Genomic DNA, 23,870 nt, shown 5'->3' with positions numbered 1-23,870 from the left:
ACCCATCGCCGATCATTTTTTCGAAGGAGCTCTCGCCATGTACACCACCCTCATCTCCGTCGAACAACTGAGGCAGCTGCGGGAAGGCGACTCGCCCCTCATGGTGTTCGACTGCAGCTTCGACCTCATGAAGCCCGACGCCGGCGCGCAGCTGTATGCCGCCTCGCACATCCCGGGCGCGCAGTACGCCAACCTCGACACCGACCTCAGCGCCAAACATGGCCTGCCCGGCGCGCACGGCGACGTGGTGGTGGCACAGGACGACGGCGTGCCCGCCTCGGGCGGACGCCATCCGTTGCCCAGCCGCGAGAAGTTCGCGACCTGGCTGTCGTCGGTGGGTTTTTCCAACGAGATGCAGGCCGTGGTGTACGACCGCAACGGCGCCAACTACTGCGGGCGCCTGTGGTGGATGCTCAAGTGGATGGGCCACGACGCCGTGGCCGTGCTCGACGGCGGCCTGCAGGCCTGGCAGGCCGCGGGCGGCGAAGTGACCGACCGCGAGGAGCCCGCGCGCTTCCAGTCGAACTTCGTGCAGGGCGAGCCCTTGGCGAAGCTTGTGACTACCGACACCGTGTTGCGTCGGCTCGGCCAACCTGACCAGCAGCTGATCGACGCACGGGCCGGTGCACGATATCGCGGCGAGGTGGAACCTCTGGACCCGATCGCGGGTCACATCCCCGGGGCCCTGAACCGGCCCTTCGCCGACAACATCGGTCCCGACGGCAAGTTCAAGCCCGCCGCGCAACTGCGCGCCGAGTTCGAAGCGCTGCTCGCGGGGCGCGATGCGGCGACCGTCGTCCACCAGTGCGGCAGCGGCGTGAGCGCCGTGCCCAACCTGCTCGCGATGCAGATCGCGGGGCTCGGGACGACCGCGCTCTATGCCGGCAGCTGGAGCGAATGGAGCAACACGCCGGGGCTGCCGACCCGGCAAGGCGCTGAACCATGATGCACACCCTGCAGACCCTGCACACCCGATTCCGACGCATGTCCTCCGGCTTCGCACTGACCGCCGCCGCGCTGCTCGCGGCCGCCACCCTTCCTGTGCACGCCCAGCAACAGCACGCGCATGTGCACGGCCAGCTCAAGCTCGACGTGGCCATCGACGGGCCCACCATCGTGATTGCCATGGAATCGCCACTCGACAACATCGTCGGCTTCGAGCGTGCGCCCAAGACCGACGCCGAGAAGAAGACCGTCGAAGCCGCCATCGCCCAGCTGCGCGCGGCCGACAAGCTCTTCACCATCGACCCTGCCGCCAACTGCAAGCTCGGCCCCGTCGACCTTCGCTCCGGCGCGCTCGGCCTGGGCAACCCCGACCCCGCCGAATCGAGCGGGCACGCGGACCTCGACGCCTCTTTTTCCTTCAACTGCACCCAGGCCGCCGCCGCGAAGTTCATCGACGTGAACCTGTTCTCGGCCTTCAAGGGCGCACGCCAGATCGACGTGCAGATCGCCAGCGCGCAAGGCCAGTTCAAGCGCCAGCTGAAGCGCCCGAGCGGCGCGCAGGCCGCGCAGCCTTCGCGCCTGACGCTGGGCAAGTGACAGCGTGAGCACCGCCCCGCAGGCTGACACCACCGCGCCCTTGCGCGTCGTGCTCGCCGCCGAAGCCCTGCGCTTCACCTGGCCCGGCGTGAAGACACCGTGCATCGACATCGAGGCCCTGCGCATCACGGCGGGTGAATCCGTGTTTTTGCACGGCCCGAGCGGCTGCGGCAAGAGCACGCTGCTGTCGCTGCTGGCCGGCGTTCTGGTGGCCGACGAAGGCCGCGTCATGCTGCTGGGCCACGACTGGTCAAAGCTCTCGGGCACGCAGCGCGACCGCAGCCGCGTGGCGCACGTGGGCTACATCTTCCAGCAGTTCAACCTGCTGCCGTACCTGAGCGTGCTCGACAACGTGCTGCTGCCCTGCCGCTTCTCGGCGCGGCGCGAAGCGCAGGCCGCGCGCAACGGCAGCTCACGCGACGAAGCCGAGCACCTGCTCGACCAGATGGGCCTGGACCGCACGCTGTGGAAGCGCCAGGCGCTGCAGCTCTCGGTGGGCCAGCAACAGCGTGTGGCCGCGGCGCGCGCGCTCATCGGCCAGCCCGAGGTCGTGATCGCCGACGAGCCCACGTCCGCACTCGACGAAGACCGGCGCGAAGCCTTTCTCGACGTGCTGCTCACGGCCTGCGCCGTGAACCACAGCGCGCTCGTGTTCGTGAGCCACGACCAGCGCATCGCGCCACGCTTCGCGCGGCACGTGCTGCTGCCGGAGATCAACCGAGCGGCCAGCAGCGCGATGGCGGTGGACGCATGAGCGCTCTTTTCTCGATCGCATGGCGCAGCGCCTGGAACCGCCGCTTCACGCTCGCGCTCACCGTATTCTCGATCGCGCTGTCGACCTTCTTGCTGCTCGGCGTCGAGCGCATCCGCACCGAGTTGCGCGAGAACTTCGCGTCGTCGGTCTCGGGCACCGACCTCATCGTCGGCGCGCGCACCGGCTCCACGCAGCTGCTGCTGTACTCGGTGTTCCGCATCGGCGCGGCCACCAACAACATCTCGTGGAAGAGCGTGCAGGCGCTGCAGGCGCACCCCGGTGTCGACTGGGTGGTGCCGCTGTCGCTGGGCGACTCGCACCGCGGCTTCTCGGTGCTCGCGACCACGCCCGACTACTTCTCGCACTTCCGCTACGGCGACCGCCAGACCTTGAAGCTGCGCGAAGGCAAGCCCTTCGACGCGCTGTTCGACGCCGTGGTCGGCGCCGAGGTGGCCGACAAGCTCGGCTACCACGTGGGCCAGAAGATCACGCTCGCACACGGCAGCGGCGAGCTCAACGTGGCCGAGCATGCCGACAAGCCCTTCACCGTGGTGGGCGTGCTCGCGCGCACCGGCACGCCGGTCGACCGCACCGTGCACATCGGCCTCGCGGCGATGAAAGCCATTCATCTCGAATGGGTGGGCGGCGCGCCGATGCCGGGCGTGAAGATCCCGGCCGAGCAGGTGCGCAAGTTCGACCTCACGCCCAAGAACGTGACCGCCGCGCTCGTGGGCCTGAAGAACCGCGCCGCCGTGTTCGGCGTGCAGCGCTGGATTTCCACCTACACCGGCGAACCGCTCATGGCCATCCTGCCCGGCGTGGCGCTCGACGAGCTGTGGAGCGTGATCGGCATCGGCGAGAACGCGCTGCTGCTGATGTCGGCACTGGTCGCGCTCGTGAGCCTCGCGGGGCTGGTGTCGGTGGTGATGGCGGGCCTGAACGAACGCCGCCGCGAGCTGGCTGTGCTGCGCGCCGTGGGCGCGGGCCTGCGCCATGTGCTGGCACTGCTGGCGCTCGAAGGCGCGCTGGTCACCGTGCTCGGCGTGCTGCTGGGCGTGACCATGGCCGTGCTCGGCATCGCCTTGCTCTCGCCATGGCTGCAGGCGCAGTTCGGACTGACACTGAGCCTGTCCGAACCTACACTGAACGAATGGCTGCTGACGGCGAGCCTGCTGGTCGCGGGCTGGCTCGCGAGCCTGCTGCCCGGCATCCGGGCCTATCGCCTGTCGCTGGCCGACGGCCTTTCTCCGAGAATCTGACCATGACGAAGACTTCTACACCCCGCGTGCTCACTGCCCTGTCGATGCTGCTGGCCGGCGCCGGCCTCGCAGCCGCCGCCTGGGCCGCCGAGCCCGCACCGAAGGACACCACTGCGACCAACCCGCTGGGCGGCAAGCCGGCCGCCGCCGCGCCGCAGGCCGCGTCGGGCCAGCCGCGCCAGATCAGCTGGGAAGAGCTGGTGCCCAAGGACTGGGACCCGGCCAAGGCCTTCAAGGGCATCGACCTGAGCACGCTCGACGACGGCGACCCGCGCGCCAACGAGCTGCTGATGAAGATGCAGGAGGTGTCGAACAACGCGCCCACCAACCCCGCGCTCAACGGCGTGGAAGTGAAGATCCCCGGCTTCATCGTGCCGCTCGAAGAGGCCAAGGGCGAGGTCACCGAGTTCCTGCTCGTGCCCTACTTCGGCGCCTGCATCCACACGCCGCCGCCGCCGGCCAACCAGATCCTGCACGTCATTCCGCAGAAGGGCGCAAAGTTCCGCGCCATGGACACCGTGTGGGTCACCGGCAAGCTGCAGACGCTGCGCAACGACTCGATGATGGGCGTGAGCGGATATCACGTGAAGGCGAGCAGCGTCACCAAGTATTCGGGCGGCGCCAAGTAGCGCGTTCCCCGGGTCTCGTGGTCCTGCGCCGACAGGACAGGCGGCGCACCGCCGACACAGACCGTTGCATCAGAGGCGCAGGCTGTGTCATCGCCTGCCCTGGCCCGCCGTTGAAGGAGTTCCGGGCACCATGCCGGCGTCTTCAGGACATGCCAGATGACACCCTCACCCCGCCTCCCCCTGCTTCAGCGGCGCCTCATGGCCTCGCTGTGCGTTGCAGCGCTGTTCATTGCCGGCTGCGACAAGCCTGCATCACCGCCTCCGGCCGCTGAAGCACCGACCACCCAGGCACCAGCCCCCGCGCCCGTCGCCGCCCCGGTGCCGGCCGCCTACACGCCGCCCTCGGCCGAGCAGCTCTACCAGCTGGTCGCGCCTATTGCGCTGTACCCCGACAAGCTCGTCGCGCAGGTCCTGGCCGGCGCCACTTACCCCGAGCAGATCACCGCAGCGCACGATTGGCTGCAGCAGAACCGCACGCTCAAGGCCGGCCCGCTCGCCGATGCCGCCAACCAGCAGCCGTGGGACCCGAGCGTGAAGTCGCTCACCGCATTCCGGCCCGTGATGGACCAGATGGCCGCCAACATCGCGTGGACCGAATCACTGGGCAAGGCCTACTACAACGACCCGGCCGACGTGATGAACGCGATCCAGGTGATGCGCCAGCGCGCGTCGAAGGCCGGTCGCCTCAAGAACAACGACAAGCTGCGCGTGGCGCGCGCCGCGACGCCGTCCAACTACACGCCCGCGCCCGACATGCAGCCGATGTACGCGGGCCCCATGGTGATCGAGCCGCCCGAAGAGTTCATCACCATCGAGCCCGTGCAGCCCGACGTGGTGTACGTGCCGCGCTACGACCCGCAGGTGGTGTACGACATGCCCGTGCCCGTCTACCCCGGCTATGCCTATGCACCGCCGCCGGTGGTGGTCGAGCCCGGCTACAGCCGCGGCCAGGTGGCCGCCGTGGGCGCCCTCGCCTTCGGCAGCGGCGTGATCGTCGGCTCGGCGCTCGAGCGCCACGGCTGGGGCTGGAACGCCTGGAACATGAACTGGGGCACGCCGCGCTGGCGCGACCGCGCAGCACCGCCGCCGCCCGCGTATCGGCCTGCAGTCGTCTACAACAACAGCACGTACGTCTCGCGCTCGACCACCGTCGTCAACAACGTGCGCAACGTCTACAACAACAACTACGGCAGCGATCGCAGCGGCCCGCCGACCGGTGCGGCGGCGTTGCAGGCGGCGCAGCAACAACAGCAGCAGCAACAGGCGCTGGTGCAACAGCAGGTGACCCAGAACCAGTTGCGCGAACAACAGCAGGTGCAACAGGAACAGGCACGGCGCCAACAACAGGCGCAGCAGGAGCAGGCCTTGCGCCAGCGCACGGACCAGCAAGAGCAGGCGCGACGCCAGCAGATGCAACAGCAAGCGGCCCAGAACCAGCAGCGCCAACAGCAGCAAGCCCAGCAGGAACAGGCGCGCCGCCAACAGCAGACGCAACAGGAACAGGCACTGCGGCAACGCCAGGATCAGCAGGAACAAGCGCGTCGCCAGCAGATGCAGCAACAGCAGGCCACGCAAAACCAGCAGCGCCAACAACAGGCGCAGCAGGAGCAGGCACGACGCCAGCAGCAAGCCCAACAGGAGCAAGCACTGCGTCAACGCCAAGACCCGCAGGACCCAACCCGTCGACAACAGATGCAGCAACAGCAAGCGGCTCAGGACCAGCAGCGCCAACAGCAGCGCCAACAGCAGCAGCAGCAGCAGCAACAGCAGCAGCAGCAGCAGCAGGAACAGGCGCAGCGGCAACGCCAGGACGCTCGACAAGAACAAGCCCGGCGACAGCAGGTGCAGCAGCAACAGGCGCAGCAAGAGCAGGCACGTGGTCAGCAGCAGGCGCAGCAACAAGAGCAAGGCCGGCGCCAACAGATGCAGCAGCAACAAGCGCAGCAGGAGCAGCTAAGGCGTCAGCAGGAACAACAGCAGGCCCAAGCCGCCCAGCAGCAGCAGCAACGGCAGGCGCAGCAACAAGCCCAGCAGGTTCAACAACAGGAGCAGGCGCGTCGTCAGCAGCAGATGCAGCAGCAACAACAGGCACAGGCGCAAGCCGTGCAACAACAACGTCAGGCCCAGCAGGAACAGGCGCGCCAGCAGCAGATGCAACAGCAGCAAGCCGCCCAGGCTCAACAACGCCAGCAGCAGGAGCAGATGCAGCGCCAGCAGATGCAACAACAGCAGGCGGCGCAGAACCAGGCGCGCCAGCAACAGCAACAGCAACAGCAACAGCAACAGCAACAGCAAGCCCAGGCTCAGGCGGCAGCAGCGGCTGCAGCCGCGCATCGCCGCCGCCCGGGCGATCCTCCGGGGCAGCAGTGAACCCGCGGCCACCGCCGCGGGCGCACCACGCGCTACCTCAGTTGTTCTTGCCGATCTCGGTCAGCAGCCGCGTCACGAGGTACAGGCGCGGCACGATCGAGTCGACTTCGATGTACTCGTCGCGTGCGTGGTAGCCGAAGCCCGCGAGGCCGAAGCTCTCGACCACCGTGGCCTTGCCCGAACGGCCTGCGAAGCCCGCGTCGGTGCCGCCGCCGGTCATCGGCGTCAGCGCCAGTTCGCGGTCGATTTCCTTGTAGATCGCCTGGGCCTTCTCGGCCAGCGCGCGGCCCTTGGCGCCCGCGACAAACGCCGGGCGGCCCACCTCGACCTTCACCGTGGTCTCGGTGTCGGGAATCAGCTTGCCGCTGGCGATCTTGGCCTGCAGCGCTTCGTTGAGTTTTTTCTCCGCGCCAGGCTGCGTGATGCGGATGTCGCCCAGCGCCTGCGCCTTCTCGGTGATCTGGTTGATCGGGCCGGTGGCGCGCGCCACGGTCCAGTTCAGCGTCACGCCGGGGATGTCCTTGGCGAGGTCTTTCGTCTGCAGCATCTGGTACGACAGCTCGTACAGCGCGTTGCGGCCCAGCTCGGGCGCGGCGCCGGCGTGTGCCGCGCGGCCCTTCACTTCGAGCGTGGCCTGCGCGATGCCGGCCGCGCCGAGCAGCAGCGACTCGCCCTTGGCCACCGCCTTGGCGGCCGTCGGCTCGAAGGACAGCACCGTGTCGTGCAGATCGGCCGTGGTCGCGATGAGTTCGCCCGAGCCCACCGAGCCCACTTCTTCGTCGGGGTTCACGAGCACCGTGAGCGTGTCGTAGTCGCGCCAGCCCGCGTCGGCCAGGATCTTCAGCGACGCCATCATCACCGCGAGGCCGCCCTTGTCGTCGGCGATGCCGGGGCCGTAGATGCGGTTGCCGTCCACCTTGTAGGGCTGGCTGTTCAGGATGCCCGGCGCGTACACCGTGTCCATGTGGCCCTGCAGCATGATCTTGCGCTTGCCCGTGCCCTTGATCGTGCCGATGACGATGTCGGCGCCCGCGCCGGCCGAGGCCTTGCGGCGCTCCGTCTTGAAGCCGGCCGCCTTCAGGCGCCCTTCGATCACGTCGGCCATCTTCATCAGGCCCTCGACGTTCAGGCTGCCCGACTCGATCGACACCATCTCCTTCAGGTTGTCGATGACGGCGGGCTGCGCCTTCTCGGCGGCGGCGAGCAGCTTCGCATCGGGGGCCGCCTGCACGGAGGCCGCGACGCCGAGCGCCAGGCCGCAGGCCAGGGCGACGGAACGCAGGGAAAAGAATGCCGAAGTACGCAGGGTCATGAGAGTCTCTTTTCTTGGAGTGATGGATTGGCGGGCGCCAGCATAGCGACATGGCGGGCGAAGCGGCGCAAATCGGCGACAGCAGGCGGCCGGCGGTTTACAGTGCGCCGCACCCTCCCACACGCCGCCCACCGAAGACCATGAGCCTCGCGAACGACGCCAGATTCTGGGACCGCACCTCACGCCGCTACGCGAAGAGCGCCATCGCGGACGAGGCCGGCTACGCGCGCACGCTGGACCGGACCCGCGCGCTGTTCAAGCGGGATGCGCGCGTGCTCGAACTGGGCTGTGGAACCGGCACGACGGCACTGCGGCTGGCGGGCCACGCTCGCAGCTATCTGGCAACAGACATCTCCGAGGAAATGATCGCCATCGCTGAAGAGAAACACGCCGCCGCACCGATTCCCGGCCTCGCGTTCCGTGCAGCCACCGCCGAGACGCTGGCATCGAACGAAGACACCTTCGATGTCGTCATCGGATTCAACTACCTCCACCTGGTCCGCGACCTGCCCGGCACGCTGCGCTGCATCCACGCCCTGCTCGCACCGCAGGGCCTGTTCATCTCCAAGACGCCCTGCCTCGGCGACATGAATCCGCTGCTGCGGCTGGCCTTGCTGCCGGCGATGCACGCGATCGGGCTGGCGCCGCATGCCGGTGTCTTCCGGGCGGCGGAACTGGGCTCGCTTCTGCAGGCTGCCGACTTCGAGGTGCTCGCCACTGAGAACCACGCGACGAAGGGCGGAGAGACCCGCCCCTTCATCGTGGCGCGCAAGCAATGAACTGAGCGCGCCACGCGCTCAGCGCACCACCATCGCCCCGAACACCACGATCAACAAGGCCAGGTAGACCTTGGCGTGGATGCGGTCCGGGATGCGCCCGATCCACAGCGCGGCCACGCGGATGCCGATCCACGAGCCCACCACGAGCGTCGCTGCCGCGCGCACATCGACGTACCCCAGATGCCACGGCCCGAACGAGGGCGTCGAGGCGGCGGACAGGGCCACGTAGGTGGCCGTGCCCGCCAGCGCGACCGGCAGCGACAGCGGATTGGCCATGGCCGTCGCGCGGCTCATCTCGATGCCGCGACGGCGCATGAGGGGCACCGTCATCACGCTGCCGCCGACGCCGAGGAATGCAGCCACCCAACCGATCACCAACCCCGACAGCGCCGTGGCTGTGAGAGAGGGCGCCGCTTTGTGTGTCGCAGTTGACCCGTCCTGATCTGGGTTGACACCTTTTCCCTCAAGAAAAGGCAAGTCAATGGAATCAGGCGTCAAACGCACCCAGCGGGACTACACGCTGGCTTTTAAGCTGTCGATGGTCGATCAGGTAGAAAAAGGCGAGCTCACGTACAAGCAGGCTCAGGCGCGCTACGGCATCCAGGGCCGCTCGACGGTGCTGGTGTGGCTGCGCAAGCATGGCCGCCAGAGCTGGGGTTGGGCATCATCTGGGCTGCCCATGCCAGTACCGATCAAGAAATCCTCATCTGCACCCACTGCACCACTGACCCCCGAGCAAAAGATCAAGGCCCTCGAAGTCCAGCTTCGCGATGCCAATGAGAAGGCTCAGCTGTTCGAAGCGGTGATCAACGTCCTGAAGAAGGACTACGGGGTGCGCATCGTAAAAAAGCCTTCGGGCAAGTCCTCACGCAAGAGCTCCTCCCGGGGCTGAGCGTGGCGAGGGCTTGCCGCCATTGGGGCGTCAGCCGCCAGGCCTACTACCAGCAGTTACAGCATCAGCAGCAGCGCTGTGCGCGCGCCGACACCGTGATCGAGCTCGTTCGGGAGGTGCGCCTGCGCCAGCCCCGGCTGGGCGCGCGCAAGCTGCACCATCTGCTCAAGCAGCCGCTGCAGCAGGCCGGTGCGTGCCTGGGGCGCGATGCGCTGCTGGACGTGCTGCGCGAGGCTCGCATGCTGGTGGCGCCCCGGCGGGCGTACCACAAGACCACCGACAGCCATCACCGCTTCCGACGCCATCCCAACCTGCTCAAGGAGGGGCCGGATCAGGTGCGAGCAACAGCCAGCGAGCAGGTGTGGGTGGCAGACATCACGTATCTGCCCACTGACAAGGGCTTCGTCTATCTCAGCCTGGTGACGGACGCGTGGTCACGCAAGATCGTGGGCCATCACGTGCACGACAGCCTGCACACCCAGCAGGTCAGCCGGGCGCTGAAAGAGGCGCTCAAGGGCCGGCAGACCCGCCAGATGCTGGTGCATCACTCCGACAGAGGCATCCAGTACTGCTCGAACGACTATCAGGAGATCCACCGGCGCTACGGCATCGCCTGCTCGATGACCGACGGCTACGACTGCTATCAAAACGCGCTGGCCGAGCGCGTCAACGGAATCCTGAAGATGGAGTTCCTGCTGCATCGGCCCGCCGACCTGGCGCAGGCCGCCCGGATGGTTCGCCAGTCGGTGCAGATCTACAACCAGGAGAGACCGCACCTGTCCCTAGAATTGAAAACGCCCGATGAGGTTCATCGGGCGTCTATTGCCGGCTTCAGCACGCCGGCTATGTGTCCCTCGTAGGTGTCAACCTATCGCAGGACGGGTCAAGTCGGAGAAAGAAAACCGGGCCGGAGCCAGCAGTCCCCGATGGTCAGCGCCAGATACGCTGCAAATGCCCAGCGCAGCCACTCCCCATGGACCGCGGAGGCCGCCAGCGCACCCAGCACCGCGCCGACACCGATCACGCCCAGCAGCGGCCTGACTTGCGACCAGTCCAGCGTCCCTGCACGCTGATGGCGCCATGTGGCCAGCAGCGCGCCAAAGATCATCACGCACGTGGACGTTGCCACCGCGATCTGCATGGCCGACTGCCCGACGGCGCTGTCGGCGGCATTCAGCTGGGACAGCAGTTGATAGAGCAACGGCACCACGACAAAGCCACCGCCGAAGCCGAACAGCACGGTGGTGACGCCCGTCAAACATCCACACACCACCAACAACACATACAACGACACAAGGCACTCCATCGACACAGAAGCCCCAAGGCTAGAGTCGGAGGGCTTGGCGCGCTTGCGAGCTTCGGTCAACAATATTTGTGTTTCCGCCAACCCTCCGATCTCGCTGTGCGCAACCAGTCCCTCGATTCCCTCGACCTCACACCGCGTGCCGTGCTGGCCATCGGCACCGACTACGCGCCGGGCACCGTGCTCGCCATGCACAGCCATCGCCGCGCCCAGTTTCTCTACGGTGCGACCGGGCTCATGGAGGTGGGCACCGACGACGGCGCTTGGGTCGTTCCACCGCACAGCGGCGTCTGGATTCCGGCCGGCAAGCCGCACCGCGTGAAGATGGTCGGCGTCAGCACCCGCAGCCTCTACATCGAACCGATCGCTGCACCGCGCGGTGGTTCATCGTGCGAAGTGCTCGCGGTGTCGCCGTTGCTGCGGCAGCTGCTCATCGAGGCCATCGATGTGCCGGCGCTGTACGACGAGTGCGGCCGCGATGGCTTGTTGATGTCGCTGGTGTTGCAGGAGGTCGGCCGCGCCACCGCATTGCCGTTCTTTGCGCCGCTGCCCAGCGATCCACGCCTGGCGGCTTTGTGCATCGCGTTCCTGCACGAGCCCGATGTGCGCACCTCCCCGCTCGCCTGGGCGCAGCAACTGCACCAGAGCGAACGCACGTTCAGCCGGTTCTTTCGTCTGCAGACCGGGATCACGTTCGCTGAATGGCGCAGTCAGGCCTGCCTCCTCTCGGCCATGGCTCAACTGGCAATGGGCCATCCGGTGACCACCGTGGCGCTTCAACTGGGTTACGACAGCCCGGGCGCTTTCTCCACGATGTTCCGCAAGAAGCTTGGGCAGAAGCCATCGGCGTTCATGGCGGCTTGAAGGGTTTCCAGCCGCCATGCACCTGTGGCATTCTTTGCCGCGTTGCACGCCGATTCACAGGGAGTGAACCCATGAAGCCTCATCCGCGCAAGCACTGCGCAGCACGGACATGCCACCTCGTCGCATTGGCCTGCGCGACAGCGACCCTGCTAACAGCAGTGCCCACCCAAGCCGCCGACAACTGGACCGAGATCGCCAGCACCCCGCGCAAGAAGGTGCTGCTGCAGCGCGAGTCGATCAAACCGCACGGCGACGCCGTGGAGGCGTGGACGCTCTACCGCTACGACGAGTTGCAGACCGATGTGGGCAAGACCCCGTTCCGCACCTCGCGCTATCTCTACGACTACGACTGCAAGGGCGGGCGCGAAAAGATGCGCCGCGTCGTGAGTCACAACGGGCCACTGGAAGTGCATGACATCGACCTTGCCCGGCGCAGCGACTGGAAGGCCGTGGGCGGCCCGACCACGGTGAGCGGGATCGTGTTCAAGCGCGTGTGCGCGCTGGCACGTTGATCTGGCACATGGGGTGCGGCGCCTCCGCTGAAATCGCAAAGGTGCTTCCGAGCAGCGTGGAGGCGGCCTGAGGGCCCCACGTTGCCAGCAGGAATATCCACTGCTACGATGCCCCTTCGCGGGAAAACAGCCTCCCGCACTGCAAAGTAAGACGGTGTCCCGTCCAAGCGCTGGTGACTCACAACGGAGCCTTCCGTGGACACCGCCTTGCCTGACACACCTCCTGCGCTTTCCGCGCCCCCCTCGCCCGTCTCCTTTGCCGAAGCCCTTCGCTTCTGGCTCAAGCTCGGCTTCATCAGTTTCGGCGGGCCCGCCGGGCAGATCGCGATCATGCACACCGAGCTGGTCGAGCGGCGGCGCTGGATCAGCGAGAAGCGCTTCCTGCATGCGCTGAACTTCTGCATGCTGCTGCCCGGCCCCGAGGCGCAGCAACTGGCCACCTACATCGGATGGCTCATGCACCGCACGCGCGGCGGCATCGCGGCCGGCGCCCTGTTCGTGCTGCCCTCCCTGTTCATCCTGATCGCACTGTCGTGGGTCTACCTGCGCTTCGGCAACGTGCCGGTGGTGGCGGGCATCTTCTACGGCATCAAGCCGGCAGTCGCCGCACTGGTGCTGCACGCGGCGCACCGCATCGGCAGCCGCGCGTTGAAGAACCGGTGGATGTGGGGCATCGCCGCCGCGGCCTTCGTGGCGATCTTCGCGTTCGACACGCCGTTTCCGGCGATCGTGCTGGCGGCCGGCCTCATCGGCCACTTCGGCGCGCGATGGGCGCCCGAGGTGTTCGCGCTCGGCGGCGGCCATGGCAATGCGCGACAGAGCTACGGCCCGGCGCTGATCGACGACGACACGCCCACACCGGCGCACGCGCGCTTTTCACGCGCGCACCTGGCCAAGGTGCTGGGCATCGGCCTGGGCCTGTGGCTGCTGGCCATGGGCGTGCTCGTCGCGACCCAGGGTCTGCACGGCACGCTCACGCAGATGGGCTGGTTCTTCACCAAGGCCGCGCTGCTGACCTTCGGCGGCGCTTATGCCGTGCTGCCCTACGTCTACCAGGGGGCCGTCGAGCAATACCACTGGCTCTCCGGTGCGCAGATGATCGACGGGCTGGCGCTGGGAGAGACCACGCCGGGCCCGCTCATCATGGTCGTGGCGTTTGTGGGCTTCGTCGGCGGATGGCTCCAGCAGGTGCTGGGGCCCGACGCGCTGTTCCTCGCAGGGGCGCTGGCCGCGACGGTCGTCACCTTCTTCACCTTCCTGCCCTCGTTCATCTTCATCCTGGCCGGCGGGCCCGCCATCGAGGCCACGCACGGCAGGCTGGGCTTCACCGCGCCGCTGTCGGCGATCACCGCGGCGGTGGTCGGCGTGATCCTGAACCTGGCGCTCTTCTTCGCGTACCACGTGCTCTGGCCGCACGGTTTCGGTGGCCGCTTCGATGCGGTGTCGGCAGTGATTGCCGTGGCCGCTACGCTCGCCCTGTTCCGCTTCAAGGTCGGTGTGATGCCGCTGCTCGGTGCCTGCGCGGCCATCGGGCTGGCGGTCACCTTGTGGCTTCCGCTGCTGCGCTGAAGGAGTCGCCATGGACGCCCGAACTCAAGCCCTGCCCTTCGATCCCGCCACGCTGCGCGGCCTGTCGGCGCAACTTCTGAACAGCCATCACCAGAACAACTATGGCGGCGCGGTCAAGCGCCTCAACGCCATCCGGGCTCAGCTCGCCACGACATCGTTCGCCTCCACGCCGGGCTTCCAGCTCAACGGCCTCAAGCGCGAAGAGCTCATCGCCAGCAACTCGATGCTGCTGCACGAGCTGTACTTCGCGTCGCTCGGCGGCGACGGCCAGACGATGGAGCCCGCCATGGCACTCGCATTGGCGGCCAGCTTCGGCGGCGTCGACCGACGGCACGAGGAATTCGCAGCGATGGGCAAGGCGCTTGGCGGCGGCTCGGGCTGGGTGCTGCTCACCTTCCAGCCGCGCGAGGGCACGCTGGTCAACCAGTGGGCCGCCGATCACAGCCACGCGCTGGCGGGCGGCACGCCGCTCCTGGCGCTGGACATGTACGAGCACGCCTACCACCTGGACCACGGCGCCGCCGCCGGCGCCTATGTCGATGCCTTCATGGAGAACATCGACTGGGCCCCGGTGTACGCGCGCTACCAGCAGGCGGTGCACGCCGCCAGCGAGCCCTTCGGGGCAACGCAGGACGACGTGGCCGGATCGATGCTGCTCGACGTGCGCCGTGCCGGCGTGTTCGCGCAGGCCGCGTCGATGATTCCCGGCGCCCGCTGGCGCGACCCGGCCGCGGTCGAACACTGGGCCGGCGAACTCCCGGCCGGTCGCGCGCTGGTCGTCTACTGCGTCTACGGCCACGAGGTGGGGCGCAGCACGGCCATGCGGCTGCGCGCTGCGGGCCTGAACGCGCGCTATCTGCGCGGCGGCATCGACGGCTGGCAGGCCGCCGGCCGTCCGCTCGACCCCAAGCCTGCCGACCCAGGAGCGACGTCATGAAATGGATCACCCGCGAACGCCCGAAGATCGACCGCATCGCCTGCCCGTGGTTGATCCTGCGCTTCATCGACCGCGAGGCCGAGTTTCTCTACGTGCCACCGGCCGACGTGTTGAGCATGGCGACAAGCACCGGCGCCACGCCCTACGACATTCCGGGGGTGGAGATGAGCCACGTCGGCGAGCGCTGCAGCTTCGACGCCTTCCTCGCGAAGTACCGGCTCGCCGAGCCTGCGCTGCACCAGCTGGCCGACATCGTGCGCGGCGCGGACACCTCGCGGCTCGACCTCACGCCGCAGTCGGCAGGGGTCTACGCGATATCGCTGGGGCTGTCGCGCGTGTTCGCCGACGACCAGGCGATGCTGCAGCACGGGCTGGTGATGTACGACGCGCTGTACGCGTGGTGCCACGAGGGCCGCGACGAGACGCACAACTGGCCACCGAAGATGCCGGGTTGAAGCAGGCCGACGGAGGACCTGCGACCACGAAGGGCAACGGCCTCTCTGGTCGGAAGCACGGTAACATTTCGCCCGGCTCCGCCGCACCACCCGGGTCGGACCATCGCGAGGTCTGCGACAACCCAGGGTGTCACCGCAAAACATGGAGCGTCCCGATGTGGAGCATCCTGGCCGACCTTGTCGTCGGCATCTTCGATTTCGTTCTCGATGTCCTGTTGTTCCGGAGCGTGCGCAACAAGCGCGGCCACCGAAGGCGCAGCGTGGCGGAAGACAGCTTCGAGGTCGCGCGCTTCGATTTCGTCACGCTGACGTTCATCGCGCTGGTCAGCGTCGGCTTGATGCTGATCCTGGCGCTCGCGTTCGATGTGCCGGCAGGTTGGAGCGTGGGCATCGGCCTCACCGTCGGCGCGATCTGGGGCGTCTGGCGGTACGCCCAGCTGGTTCGCGAGCGGTGAACGCATGACGCACAAGGATCGTTTCGTGCGCATCGCTACGGCACTGTCGATCGCAGCAGCCGCCTTGCTGCTCCCCGGCTCCGCCTCGGCACAGTCCCTCGCCTGCAACGGCTACCTCGTCGGCAAAGGTGCATCGCCCGCGACCCTGCTTCAGACCTGCGGCGAACCGGTCTATCGGCAGGCGGTCTGTGTGCCGACGGTGCAGCTCGGCTGGGTCCTCACGCCGTATCGACCGGGCGGCCCCGAAGCGGTACTGGCCAACCAATGCGTGCCGATGGAAGAGTGGACCTACGACCGCGGGCCGGGCACGTTCTTCGGCATCGTGCGCATCTACAACGGCACGATCGAATCGGTGCGCGATGGGGATCGCGGCCGTTAGGGCGCCAAGGCCTGCCCCTCAGCAAGCCGGAAACGCCCGGCAACATCTCCGGTACCCACTATGGGGGAGGACGCCCGCGGAACGGCGTTGACGACGATGCCTGGCAGGGCCACCATGGCCCAGCGTCCCCGTCACGCATGCCCAAACAGGCACGGACTCGTTGGAGCAAGGGAGCAGGCTCGCTCTGCAATCAATGAATGGTCAAGCCATGCACTGCTCAGAGCTTTCAAGGAGTTCCCATGGCTGCCGAAAGCGACAAGGTGTTCGCGGGCTCGATCCCGAAGTTCTACGACACGCTGATGGTCCCCCTGATCTTCGAGGGCTACGCCGTCGACGTCGCAGCACTGGTCGCGGGGTTCTCGCCCGGCGCGGTGCTGGAAACAGCGGCCGGCAGCGGCGCGGTCACGCGGATGCTGGCACCCCTGCTCGGCGCCGATGCGCGCTACGTGGTGACCGACCTCAACCCCGCCATGCTCGACTACGCCGTCACGCGCCAATCGGCCGACAGCCGCATCGAATGGAAGCAGGCGGACGCGCTCGCCCTGCCGTTCGAGAATGCCTCCTTCGATGTGGTGCTCTGCCAGTTCGGCGCGATGTTCTTCCCTGACCGGGTCGCCGGCTACAGCGAGGCGCGTCGCGTGCTCAAGCCCGGCGGGCGCTTTGTGTTCAGCGTCTGGGACCGCATCGAAGAGAACGCCTTCTCCAACGAAGTCACCCAGGCCGTCGCCACCGTGTTTCCGGACGACCCGCCGCGGTTCCTCGCGCGCACGCCGCACGGCTACCACGACGTCGCACAGATCCGCGAAGACCTGAGCCGCGCGGGGTTCACCGACATCGAGATCAAGACGATCGAGAAACAAAGTCGCTCGCCCTCTGCCAGCGAAGTGGCCATGGCCTACTGCCAGGGAACGCCGCTGCGCAACGAGATCGAGGCGCGCGATGCAAGCCTGCTTCAGCTTGCGACCGACCGTGCGGCCGAAGCGATTGCCAGCCGACATGGCACGGGGCCGGTGGCCGGGAAGATCCAGGCGCATGTGATCGTGGCGACGGGTTAGAGGGCTCGTCTTCTGGTGCCGCACAGGCTGAGACAATGACAACGTCCTTCCCAGCCCCACCAGAAGACTCCAGTGCAGAACGGCCTCGTCAAATCAGCCATCCGCGTCTTTGATCTGCTCGAGCTCTTCGACGCCGAGCGTCGGCCGCTGCGCGTGACCACCATTGCGCAGAAACTGGAAGCCCCGCAGTCCAGTGTCTCCATGCTGTTGAAGTCCCTTGTGTCCCGCGGCTACATGGAGTTCGATGCGACCACACGTGAGTACTGTCCTTCGGTGCGTGTCGCGTTCCTGGGCGATTGGGCCACGCGCATCCCGCACAAGCGCGATGCAGTCCAGGATGCGTTGCGGCGACTGGCGAACGAAACGGGCGAAACGGTGCTATTGGGGCGCCAGAGCGGCATCCTGCTGCAGTACCTCTCTGTCATCGAGTCGCAGAACGTCCTGCGCTTCTCGCCCTCGCCCGGCACCATGCGCCCGATGCACCGCACGGCGAGCGGCATCATGTTGCTCAGCGCGCAGGACGACGAGCGGATCGGCCGGCTGCTTCGGCGCTACAACGCCGAGCCCGGAAGAACGGGGCCGGTCGCAAAGATCGCCACGACCATGCGTGCCGTTGAATGGGCGCGCGAACATGGCTACTACGAATCGGCCAACCTCGCGACACAAGGCGCCGGCGTCATCGCGACGCTGCTGGCCACGCCGATCCGCGGGCAGCGCCTGAGCATTGGCGTCGGCGGGCCTGTCGATCGCCTGCACGCGCGCCGTGCCGAGCTCGTGCGCACCGTGCTTGCCATCGCCAGCACCAGCTGATCGGCGCGGGCCCTAGCGCCCGCGCGCCGTCCGCTCCTCGATGGCGTCGTGAATGGCCAGCAGCGCCTGCGCTTGCGCCAGGTGCAGGCGCTCGACCATCTTTCCGTCGAGGTTGACGACACCCGCGTCGGCGTTTTCCGGCCGGGCAAAGACCGCCACGATCTGCCGTGCGTCTGCCACCGCAGTTGCCGAAGGAGAAAAGGCCTCGTTCGCCGGGCCGATCTGCGTGGGATGAATGAGTGTCTTGCCGTCGAAGGCCATCTTCACGGACTCGACTGCTTCCGCGGCGAAGCCCACCTGATCGGCGAAGTCGTTCCAGACCCCGTCGAGCACGCACACACCATGGCGCTTGGCACAGAGCACGACGTGCATCAGCCAGGGCCGAAGAAAGGCGCGCCCCTCACCGGGGAAGACGCCCGTCTCCTTGGCGATGTCGTTGGTGCCGACCACGAGGCAGTCGAGGCCGGTCTGCGACGCGAGGCCCGCGCGAACGATCTCGTCGAGCGAGAGCAGCGCCGCGGGCGTCTCGACCATGGCCCACAGGCGAGGCGCCTCGTTCGTGCCACTCTTTGGCAACGCACGCGCGATCACCCCGAAATCGCTGGGGTTCGAAAGCTTCGGCACCAGCACGGCATCCGGACGGCAGGCCGCGACGGTGGCCATGTCGGCCTCGAAGTCCGTCGTGTCGATGGCATTGACCCGGATGACCCGCTCCTGCAGGCCCTCTTTCGGCGTCGCGAAGAAGGCTTCGAGGTTGCACCTCGCAGCCTCCTTCATCTCGGGCGCCACCGCATCCTCGAGATCGAAGATGACCACATCGCAGTCGAGCGATGCGGCCTTCGCGAGCGCGCGTTGGTTGATGGCGGGAACGTACAGGGCCGAGCGACGTGGTCGTCGCGATCGTGGGGCTGGGGCAGTGAGTGTCATGGCAAGGCATCGATGGGTTGAACAGGCGCGTCGCAGGGGAACGGACGCGAGTGCCAAGTCTGGCCCGGGTGCGCCATGACTTCCATCATGGATGTGATGGTGTGTCGCATCGATCAACCATCACATATGTGATGCATCTTTGCCCGAGCCGGCTCAATACTTTGGAGAACCCACCAACGAGCCTCTCACCGAGGCCCAGAGATAACGTGAAGAATCAGACCTGCGAGAGCATCGACAGCGTGGCGGTCACGCACCTGATGGCCGACTGGATTAGCCGCACCGACGATGCCGCCCTCACCCCCTCGGCGTACCAATGGGCGAAGCACGCGATGTTCGACTGGCTCGCCGTCAGCATTGCAGGCTCGTCCGAGCCCTTGGTGCAGATCCTTGCCGATGCGTACCAGGGGTCGGCAGACCAACCCTGCCTGCTGCTGGCCAGCGGACGGCGCGGAGCGCCGCACGACGCGGCGCTCATCAACGGCGCCGCGGGCCACGCGCTGGACTACGACGACGTCGCATCCCGCATGTTCGGCCACCCCACGGTGCCGGTGGCGCCGGCCGTGCTCGCCCTGGCGCAGTCGCGTGCGGCCTCCGGTCGCGACCTGCTGCGCGCCCTGGTGGTGGGTCACGAGATCGAGAGCCGGCTCGGGGAGATCGTCGGACCGAGCCACTACCAGTATGGCTTCCATGCCACCGGGACCGTCGGCACCTTCGGCGCCGCGGCGGCCTGCGCGAACCTGCGCGGCCTGAGCAGCGAGCAGACGGCGCATGCCCTGGGACTCGCGGCGACCCAGGCCGCGGGGCTCAAGTGCATGTTCGGAACCATGGGCAAGCCGCTGCACGCCGGCAAGGCCGCGATGAACGGACTGATGGCCGCGGAGCTCGCCGCGCGCGGCTTCACGGTGAACGACAGCGCGATCGAATGCGTGCAGGGCTTTGCCCGCACCATGGCACCGGCGCTGAACGGCGTGGCACCGTCGATCGACACGCGCAACGGCTTCGCCGTCGAACAGACGCTCTTCAAGTACCACGCCTCCTGCTACCTCACCCATTCCACGATCGAGGCAATCCGCGCATTGCGGCAGCACGACGGCGTCGACCTCGACGCGCTGGAGTCGATGACCCTCCAGGTCGCCGGCAACCATCGGGGCGTCTGCGACATCGCGGTGCCGCAGAGCGGGCTCAACGTGAAGTTCTCGATCCAGCATCTGGCCGCGCTGGCGCTCGATGGCGCGGACACCTCCGACCTCGGCCTGTACTCGGACCAGACCGCGCTGGATGCGCGCTACGCCGCCGCAGCCCGGTGCATGTCGATGGTCGTGGTCGAGGCCGAGAACCGCGATGCGGCCACGGTGACGATGCACACGCGCGACGGCCGGACGCTCTCCCGCACCGCCAACGTGGCGATTCCCGCCACCGACCTCGACGCGCAATGGACGCGCCTGCTGGCCAAAGCCCGCGCCATCGCCGAACCCGTGCTCGGCGCCGCCCGCTTCGAGCGCTTCGTCGAGGCCGTCGACGCGCTCGACCGCTCCCCTTCTCTCCACCCCCTGTTCGAAGCCATCCAATGACTCCCAACGACACCACGGTCGCACGGCTGAAGGCCGACGCGACGCTGCGACGCCGCGGCAACCGCTACGAAGATTTCGAGATCGGCCGCAGCTTTGCGCACCACTGGGGCCGCACGGTCACGGCGGCCGACAACACGCTCTTCTCGACGCTCACGCTCCACTACAACCCGCACTACACCAACGAGGCCTTTGCCAAGACGCACGGCCATCCGGCCACGCCGGTCAATCCGCTGCTGGTGTTCAACACGGTGTTCGGGTTGTCGGTCGAAGACCTGTCGGAAGGCGGCGGCCCCTTCCTGGGCGTCGACGAACTCAGCTACCGCAAGGCCGTGTACCCCGGTGACACGCTGTACGCGCACTCCGAAGTCATTGCGCGGCGCCTGGCCTCCAACCGGCCCGGCTACGGGATCGTGACCTGGCACACGCGCGGGTCGAACCAGCAAGGCGAGGAAGTCATCGACTTCAAGCGCTCCAACCTCGTCAAAACAAGGAACTGAGAAATGTCAGAAGACGGACTGGGCTACATGACCGAAGAGCGTCGCATGATTCGCGACGCCGCACGCGACTTCACCATGAAAGAGGTGCTGCCGGTTGCCAACCGGCTCGACGGGCCCGACGGCGAGATCCCGATGGACTTGCGCCAGAAGCTGGCCGACATGGGCTACTTCGGCATCATGATCCCCGAGGAATACGGCGGCATGGGGCTGGGCTACTTCGAGTACTGCCTCATCTGCGAGCAACTGGCGCGCGGCTGGATGTCGGTGGCATCCATCGTGGCCCGCGCCCAAGGGGGCTGGATCAAGTCGGCCATGCCCGAGGAGATGCGTGCACGCTACCTGCCCCGCGTCGTGCGCGGCGAGTTCCTCAACGCCAGCGCCCTGAGCGAACCCGACACCGGCTCCGACCTGGCATCGATCTCGTGCCGCGCGGTGCGTGACGGCGACGAGTGGGTGCTCACCGGCAACAAGTACTGGTGCACCTTTGCCGATGGCGCCGACTACCTCACGCTCTTTGCGCGCACCTCGCCCCCGCCGAGTTCGGACAAGCGCTACCTGGGCATCTCGTGCTTCCTCATCGAGAAGGAGCGCGGCAGCTTTCCCAAGGGCATGACGGGCTCGCCCATTCCGAAGATCGGCTATTTCGGCTGGAAGACCTTCGAGCTCGCGCTCGACGGGCTGCGCGTGCCGGCCGAAGGGCTGATCGGCGAAGAAGGCAAGGCCTTCCACCTGATGACCAAGGGGCTCGAAGGCGCACGCGCACACACGGCGGCTCGCGCCATCGGCCTTGCGCAAGGCGCACTGGAAGACGCCATCGCCTATGCGGGCGAACGCAAGCAGTTCGGCATGCCCATTGCGGAGTACCAGGCGATCCGTTTCAAGATCGCGACCATGGCGACCGAGATCGAGGCGGCGCGCCAGCTGATGTACTACGTGTGCGGCCAGATCGACAGCGGCCGGCGCTGCGACAAGGAGGCGTCGATGGTGAAGTACTTCGCCTCCGAGATGGCCGAGCGCGTGACGTCCGAGGCCATGCAGATCTTCGGCGGCGCGGGCTACACCACGCTGTTTGCGGTGGAGCGCTACTGGCGCGACGCCCGCCTGACCAAGATCTTCGAGGGCACGTCGGAAATTCAGCAGCGCATCATCTCGACGCAGCTGCTGGGCAAGTCGGAAGTGGAAGCCATGATCGCCGAACGCGCCTTCGAGAAGCTGCAGGCCGCCAAGCGGGGGGCCACAGCATGAAGACGTCGGAACTCACCAGCACGGACAACTACTTCGAAGACTTCGAAGTGGGCGCGCTGATCCGGCATGCGCGCGGCAAGACCGTGACCGAGATGGACAACGTGCTCATCACCAACATGGTCATGAACACGGCCGAGGGGCACTTCAACGAGCATGCGATGAAGCGCGACGCGCGCGGCATCTTTTCGCAGCGCGTGGTGTTCGGCGGCATCAACCTGTCGATGGTGCTCGGGCTGGCGGCGCAGGACACGGCCGAACAGTGCCTGCGCGAACTGACGCTCGACAAGATCCGCCTGTCGAACCCCGTCTTCCATGGCGACACGCTGTACGCCTTCAGCGAAGTGCTCGAGCGCCGCGACGCCGACCAGCCCGACGCCGGCATCGTGCGCTTCCGGCACTACGGCATCAACCAGGACGACACGCTCTGCGTGGAGGCCGAGCGCACCGTGCTGCTCAAGCGCAAGAGCCACTGGGCCGACAAGTGACGGGCACTGCAGCGCCCTTCCGGTGTGCGACGGGCGCCCTCGAAGGCCTCGTCGTGCTCGACCTGACGCAGATGCTCGCCGGTCCGTACGCCACGATGATGTTGGCCGACCAGGGCGCGCATGTCGTGAAGATCGAGCCGCCGGGCGGTGATCTCACGCGCCGCACCGGGCCGCACCTCGACGGCGCCAGGCGCATCGACGAGCAGGGCTTCGGCAGCTACTTCGCCTCGATCAACCGCAACAAGGATTCGCTGGTGCTCGACCTGAAGCAGCCGGCCGGCAAGGCTGCGCTGTTGCGGCTCGTGCGGCAGGCCGATGTGCTCGTCGAGAACTACCGCTCGGGCGTGATGGAGCGGCTGGGCCTCGGCTACGAAACGCTGGCGCAGGAGAACCCGCGCCTGGTGTATGCGGCGCTGCGCGGCTTCGGCGATGCACGCAGCGGCGAGAGCCCTTATGCCGACTGGCCCGCCTACGACCCGGTGGCCCAGGCGATGGGCGGCATCATGGGCATCACCGGCGCCGTGCCGGGCGGCGCCCCCACGAAGATCGGACCCGGCGTGGGCGACATCGTGCCCGCCATGTACCTGGCCTACGGCATTGCCGCGGCCTGCTGGCGCACGCAGCGCACCGGCCAGGGCCAGTTCCTCGATGTGGCGATGGTCGATGCCGTGCTCGCGGTCTGCGAACGGCTGGTGTTCCAGCACAGCGCGACCGGCGCCATCCCGGGGCCCGAGGGCAACGGCCACCCGCTGCTGTGCCCCTTCGGGCTCTTTCCCGCGAAGGATGGCCATGTGAGCCTGGGCGTGCCCAACGACCGCTTCTGGGTGCCGCTCGTGCAACGCATGGGCCAGCCGGAACTCGCGGCGGACCCGCGCTATGCGACCAACGAGGCGCGCGTCAAGCACAGGGCGAGCGTCGAGGAGATCGTCGGCGGCTGGACCGCGCGCCATACCAAGGCCGAGCTGTCGGCGCTGCTGGGCGGAGAGATTCCGTTCGGCCCCGTCTTCGATGCGGCCGACATCTTCGACGACCCGCACTTCCGCGCGCGCCAGATGCTGGTCGACGTCGAGCAGCCCGGCGCCTCCCGCCCGCTCACCGTGGCCGGCACGCCGGTGCGCATGAGCGGCACCCCGGGCGGCGTTCGCCGCCGCGCACCCCTGACGGGCGAGCACACCGACGAGACGCTGCGAACCTTCGGCTTCAGCCGCGAGGACATCGCGGCATTGCGCGCCGAACACGTCATCCAGTAACCCCTTCCCTCTTCTGATC

At 67.5% G+C, this 23,870-nt stretch carries 25 protein-coding genes and 1 pseudogene; 22 read left to right on the top strand and 4 right to left on the bottom strand.

Translation table 11 applies throughout. The annotated features are described in order from the left end of the window. Positions 1-37 precede the first annotated feature (37 nt). From IG196_RS07585 to IG196_RS07560, 6 genes are all read left to right on the top strand, one after another. Complete coding sequence (locus IG196_RS07585) at positions 38-946, top strand: sulfurtransferase (protein ID WP_192195651.1); 909 nt, start codon at positions 38-40, stop codon at positions 944-946. Continuing rightward, complete coding sequence (locus IG196_RS07580) at positions 943-1,542, top strand: DUF2796 domain-containing protein (RefSeq protein ID WP_225616956.1); 600 nt, start codon at positions 943-945, stop codon at positions 1,540-1,542. Before IG196_RS07585 ends, IG196_RS07580 begins: the two co-directional genes overlap by 4 nt. 4 nt (positions 1,543-1,546) lie before the next feature. Continuing rightward, entirely contained in the window at positions 1,547-2,296 is a 750-nt protein-coding gene (locus IG196_RS07575; protein ID WP_192195650.1) for an ABC transporter ATP-binding protein, read from the top strand. Beyond that, positions 2,293-3,555, top strand: a complete 1,263-nt coding sequence (locus tag IG196_RS07570; protein ID WP_192195649.1) for an ABC transporter permease — start codon at positions 2,293-2,295, stop codon at positions 3,553-3,555. Before IG196_RS07575 ends, IG196_RS07570 begins: the two co-directional genes overlap by 4 nt. Positions 3,556-3,557: 2 nt before the next feature. Next, on the top strand, positions 3,558-4,184 hold the full coding sequence (locus IG196_RS07565) for a DUF3299 domain-containing protein (protein ID WP_062468832.1): 627 nt from the start codon (positions 3,558-3,560) through the stop codon (positions 4,182-4,184). 156 nt (positions 4,185-4,340) lie between these two features. Beyond that, positions 4,341-6,554 carry a DUF3300 domain-containing protein gene (locus IG196_RS07560; RefSeq protein WP_192195648.1) on the top strand — a complete coding sequence of 738 codons (2,214 nt, stop codon included), beginning with the start codon at positions 4,341-4,343 and terminating at the stop codon, positions 6,552-6,554. Positions 6,555-6,591: 37 nt separating this feature from the next. Here the strand turns inward: IG196_RS07560 and IG196_RS07555 are convergent, their stop codons facing one another. Further along, the gene (locus IG196_RS07555) at positions 6,592-7,866 is read right to left on the bottom strand and encodes a M20/M25/M40 family metallo-hydrolase (protein ID WP_192195647.1); all 1,275 of its coding nucleotides are present in this window, start codon (positions 7,864-7,866) and stop codon (positions 6,592-6,594) included. 140 nt (positions 7,867-8,006) lie between these two features. Here IG196_RS07555 and IG196_RS07550 point away from each other — a divergent pair, with 140 nt between their 5' ends. Continuing rightward, positions 8,007-8,645 carry a class I SAM-dependent methyltransferase gene (locus IG196_RS07550; protein WP_192195646.1) on the top strand — a complete coding sequence of 213 codons (639 nt, stop codon included), beginning with the start codon at positions 8,007-8,009 and terminating at the stop codon, positions 8,643-8,645. An 18-nt stretch (positions 8,646-8,663) separates the two neighbouring features. Here the strand turns inward: IG196_RS07550 and IG196_RS07545 are convergent, their stop codons facing one another. Then, on the bottom strand, positions 8,664-9,149 hold the full coding sequence (locus IG196_RS07545; protein ID WP_225616955.1) for a sulfite exporter TauE/SafE family protein: 486 nt from the start codon (positions 9,147-9,149) through the stop codon (positions 8,664-8,666). Here IG196_RS07545 and IG196_RS07540 point away from each other — a divergent pair. Beyond that, positions 9,127-10,397, top strand: a protein-coding gene (locus IG196_RS07540; RefSeq protein ID WP_225616954.1) for an IS3 family transposase whose coding sequence is annotated in 2 segments (ribosomal slippage) — positions 9,127-9,486 and positions 9,489-10,397 — 1,269 coding nt in all. Because the reading frame shifts where the segments join, the coding sequence is not laid out codon by codon here. The two genes, IG196_RS07545 and IG196_RS07540, sit on opposite strands and share 23 nt — an antisense overlap. 32 nt (positions 10,398-10,429) lie before the next feature. Here the strand turns inward: IG196_RS07540 and IG196_RS07535 are convergent. Beyond that, positions 10,430-10,924: pseudogene (locus tag IG196_RS07535) on the bottom strand (sulfite exporter TauE/SafE family protein); the annotation flags it as partial. 15 nt (positions 10,925-10,939) lie between these two features. On the opposite strand from IG196_RS07535, the gene IG196_RS07530 reads away from it, so the two are divergent. From IG196_RS07530 to IG196_RS07490, 9 genes are all read left to right on the top strand, one after another. After that, entirely contained in the window at positions 10,940-11,704 is a 765-nt protein-coding gene (locus tag IG196_RS07530) for an AraC family transcriptional regulator (RefSeq protein ID WP_192195645.1), read from the top strand. A gap of 158 nt (positions 11,705-11,862) precedes the next feature. Then, positions 11,863-12,216 carry a surface-adhesin E family protein gene (locus IG196_RS07525; RefSeq protein WP_192195644.1) on the top strand — a complete coding sequence of 118 codons (354 nt, stop codon included), beginning with the start codon at positions 11,863-11,865 and terminating at the stop codon, positions 12,214-12,216. A gap of 195 nt (positions 12,217-12,411) precedes the next feature. Further along, entirely contained in the window at positions 12,412-13,785 is a 1,374-nt protein-coding gene (gene chrA / locus IG196_RS07520) for a chromate efflux transporter (RefSeq protein ID WP_192195643.1), read from the top strand. A gap of 10 nt (positions 13,786-13,795) precedes the next feature. Next, positions 13,796-14,722: a Fe-Mn family superoxide dismutase gene (locus IG196_RS07515; protein WP_192195642.1), complete on the top strand. Its 927-nt coding sequence runs from the start codon at positions 13,796-13,798 to the stop codon at positions 14,720-14,722. Then, positions 14,719-15,177, top strand: a complete 459-nt coding sequence (locus tag IG196_RS07510; RefSeq protein ID WP_192195641.1) for a chromate resistance protein ChrB domain-containing protein — start codon at positions 14,719-14,721, stop codon at positions 15,175-15,177. Before IG196_RS07515 ends, IG196_RS07510 begins: the two co-directional genes overlap by 4 nt. A gap of 155 nt (positions 15,178-15,332) precedes the next feature. Next, positions 15,333-15,632, top strand: coding sequence for a hypothetical protein (locus tag IG196_RS07505; protein ID WP_192195640.1), 300 nt, complete (start codon positions 15,333-15,335; stop codon positions 15,630-15,632). A 4-nt stretch (positions 15,633-15,636) separates the two neighbouring features. Then, positions 15,637-16,011: a DUF2845 domain-containing protein gene (locus tag IG196_RS07500; RefSeq protein WP_192195639.1), complete on the top strand. Its 375-nt coding sequence runs from the start codon at positions 15,637-15,639 to the stop codon at positions 16,009-16,011. Between the two features lie 239 nt (positions 16,012-16,250). Further along, positions 16,251-17,066 carry a class I SAM-dependent methyltransferase gene (locus IG196_RS07495; protein ID WP_192195638.1) on the top strand — a complete coding sequence of 272 codons (816 nt, stop codon included), beginning with the start codon at positions 16,251-16,253 and terminating at the stop codon, positions 17,064-17,066. Positions 17,067-17,138: 72 nt separating this feature from the next. Continuing rightward, the gene (locus IG196_RS07490; RefSeq protein ID WP_192195637.1) at positions 17,139-17,876 is read left to right on the top strand and encodes an IclR family transcriptional regulator; all 738 of its coding nucleotides are present in this window, start codon (positions 17,139-17,141) and stop codon (positions 17,874-17,876) included. A gap of 12 nt (positions 17,877-17,888) precedes the next feature. On the opposite strand, the gene IG196_RS07485 is transcribed toward IG196_RS07490, so the two are convergent. Further along, positions 17,889-18,803 carry an HpcH/HpaI aldolase/citrate lyase family protein gene (locus IG196_RS07485; protein WP_192195636.1) on the bottom strand — a complete coding sequence of 305 codons (915 nt, stop codon included), beginning with the start codon at positions 18,801-18,803 and terminating at the stop codon, positions 17,889-17,891. A gap of 206 nt (positions 18,804-19,009) precedes the next feature. Between IG196_RS07485 and IG196_RS07480 the strand changes: the two genes are divergently transcribed. The 5 genes from IG196_RS07480 to IG196_RS07460 are packed head-to-tail and all read left to right on the top strand — an operon-like array spanning position 19,010 to position 23,851. Then, positions 19,010-20,374: an MmgE/PrpD family protein gene (locus IG196_RS07480; protein WP_225616953.1), complete on the top strand. Its 1,365-nt coding sequence runs from the start codon at positions 19,010-19,012 to the stop codon at positions 20,372-20,374. Next, positions 20,371-20,871, top strand: a complete 501-nt coding sequence (locus IG196_RS07475) for a MaoC family dehydratase (protein ID WP_192195634.1) — start codon at positions 20,371-20,373, stop codon at positions 20,869-20,871. The genes IG196_RS07480 and IG196_RS07475 overlap by 4 nt, the downstream gene beginning before the upstream one ends. Positions 20,872-20,874: 3 nt before the next feature. Continuing rightward, the gene (locus tag IG196_RS07470; RefSeq protein WP_192195633.1) at positions 20,875-22,116 is read left to right on the top strand and encodes an acyl-CoA dehydrogenase family protein; all 1,242 of its coding nucleotides are present in this window, start codon (positions 20,875-20,877) and stop codon (positions 22,114-22,116) included. Beyond that, positions 22,113-22,601, top strand: coding sequence for a MaoC family dehydratase (locus tag IG196_RS07465; protein WP_192195632.1), 489 nt, complete (start codon positions 22,113-22,115; stop codon positions 22,599-22,601). The genes IG196_RS07470 and IG196_RS07465 overlap by 4 nt, the downstream gene beginning before the upstream one ends. Next, positions 22,598-23,851: a CaiB/BaiF CoA transferase family protein gene (locus IG196_RS07460; protein WP_225616952.1), complete on the top strand. Its 1,254-nt coding sequence runs from the start codon at positions 22,598-22,600 to the stop codon at positions 23,849-23,851. Before IG196_RS07465 ends, IG196_RS07460 begins: the two co-directional genes overlap by 4 nt. Positions 23,852-23,870 lie beyond the last annotated feature (19 nt).

Source organism: Variovorax sp. 38R (assembly GCF_014843395.1).
Classification (GTDB): Bacteria; Pseudomonadota; Gammaproteobacteria; order Burkholderiales; family Burkholderiaceae_C; genus Variovorax; species Variovorax paradoxus_H.
This window is presented reverse-complemented; position numbering and strand designations above follow the sequence as displayed.

Bases quoted from the DNA above. Each gene is read 5' to 3' on its own strand.
- IG196_RS07555 (WP_192195647.1), bottom strand. From the start codon at position 7,866: ATGACCCTGCGTACTTCGGCATTCTTTTCCCTGCGTTCCGTCGCCCTG.
- IG196_RS07515 (WP_192195642.1), top strand. From the start codon at position 13,796: ATGGACGCCCGAACTCAAGCCCTGCCCTTCGATCCCGCCACGCTGCGC.
- IG196_RS07485 (WP_192195636.1), bottom strand. From the start codon at position 18,803: ATGACACTCACTGCCCCAGCCCCACGATCGCGACGACCACGTCGCTCG.
- IG196_RS07510 (WP_192195641.1), top strand. From the start codon at position 14,719: ATGAAATGGATCACCCGCGAACGCCCGAAGATCGACCGCATCGCCTGC.
- IG196_RS07550 (WP_192195646.1), top strand. From the start codon at position 8,007: ATGAGCCTCGCGAACGACGCCAGATTCTGGGACCGCACCTCACGCCGC.
- IG196_RS07580 (WP_225616956.1), top strand. From the start codon at position 943: ATGATGCACACCCTGCAGACCCTGCACACCCGATTCCGACGCATGTCC.
- IG196_RS07565 (WP_062468832.1), top strand. From the start codon at position 3,558: ATGACGAAGACTTCTACACCCCGCGTGCTCACTGCCCTGTCGATGCTG.
- IG196_RS07570 (WP_192195649.1), top strand. From the start codon at position 2,293: ATGAGCGCTCTTTTCTCGATCGCATGGCGCAGCGCCTGGAACCGCCGC.
- IG196_RS07505 (WP_192195640.1), top strand. From the start codon at position 15,333: ATGTGGAGCATCCTGGCCGACCTTGTCGTCGGCATCTTCGATTTCGTT.
- IG196_RS07585 (WP_192195651.1), top strand. From the start codon at position 38: ATGTACACCACCCTCATCTCCGTCGAACAACTGAGGCAGCTGCGGGAA.
- IG196_RS07495 (WP_192195638.1), top strand. From the start codon at position 16,251: ATGGCTGCCGAAAGCGACAAGGTGTTCGCGGGCTCGATCCCGAAGTTC.
- IG196_RS07470 (WP_192195633.1), top strand. From the start codon at position 20,875: ATGTCAGAAGACGGACTGGGCTACATGACCGAAGAGCGTCGCATGATT.
- IG196_RS07465 (WP_192195632.1), top strand. From the start codon at position 22,113: ATGAAGACGTCGGAACTCACCAGCACGGACAACTACTTCGAAGACTTC.
- IG196_RS07500 (WP_192195639.1), top strand. From the start codon at position 15,637: ATGACGCACAAGGATCGTTTCGTGCGCATCGCTACGGCACTGTCGATC.
- IG196_RS07560 (WP_192195648.1), top strand. From the start codon at position 4,341: ATGACACCCTCACCCCGCCTCCCCCTGCTTCAGCGGCGCCTCATGGCC.
- IG196_RS07475 (WP_192195634.1), top strand. From the start codon at position 20,371: ATGACTCCCAACGACACCACGGTCGCACGGCTGAAGGCCGACGCGACG.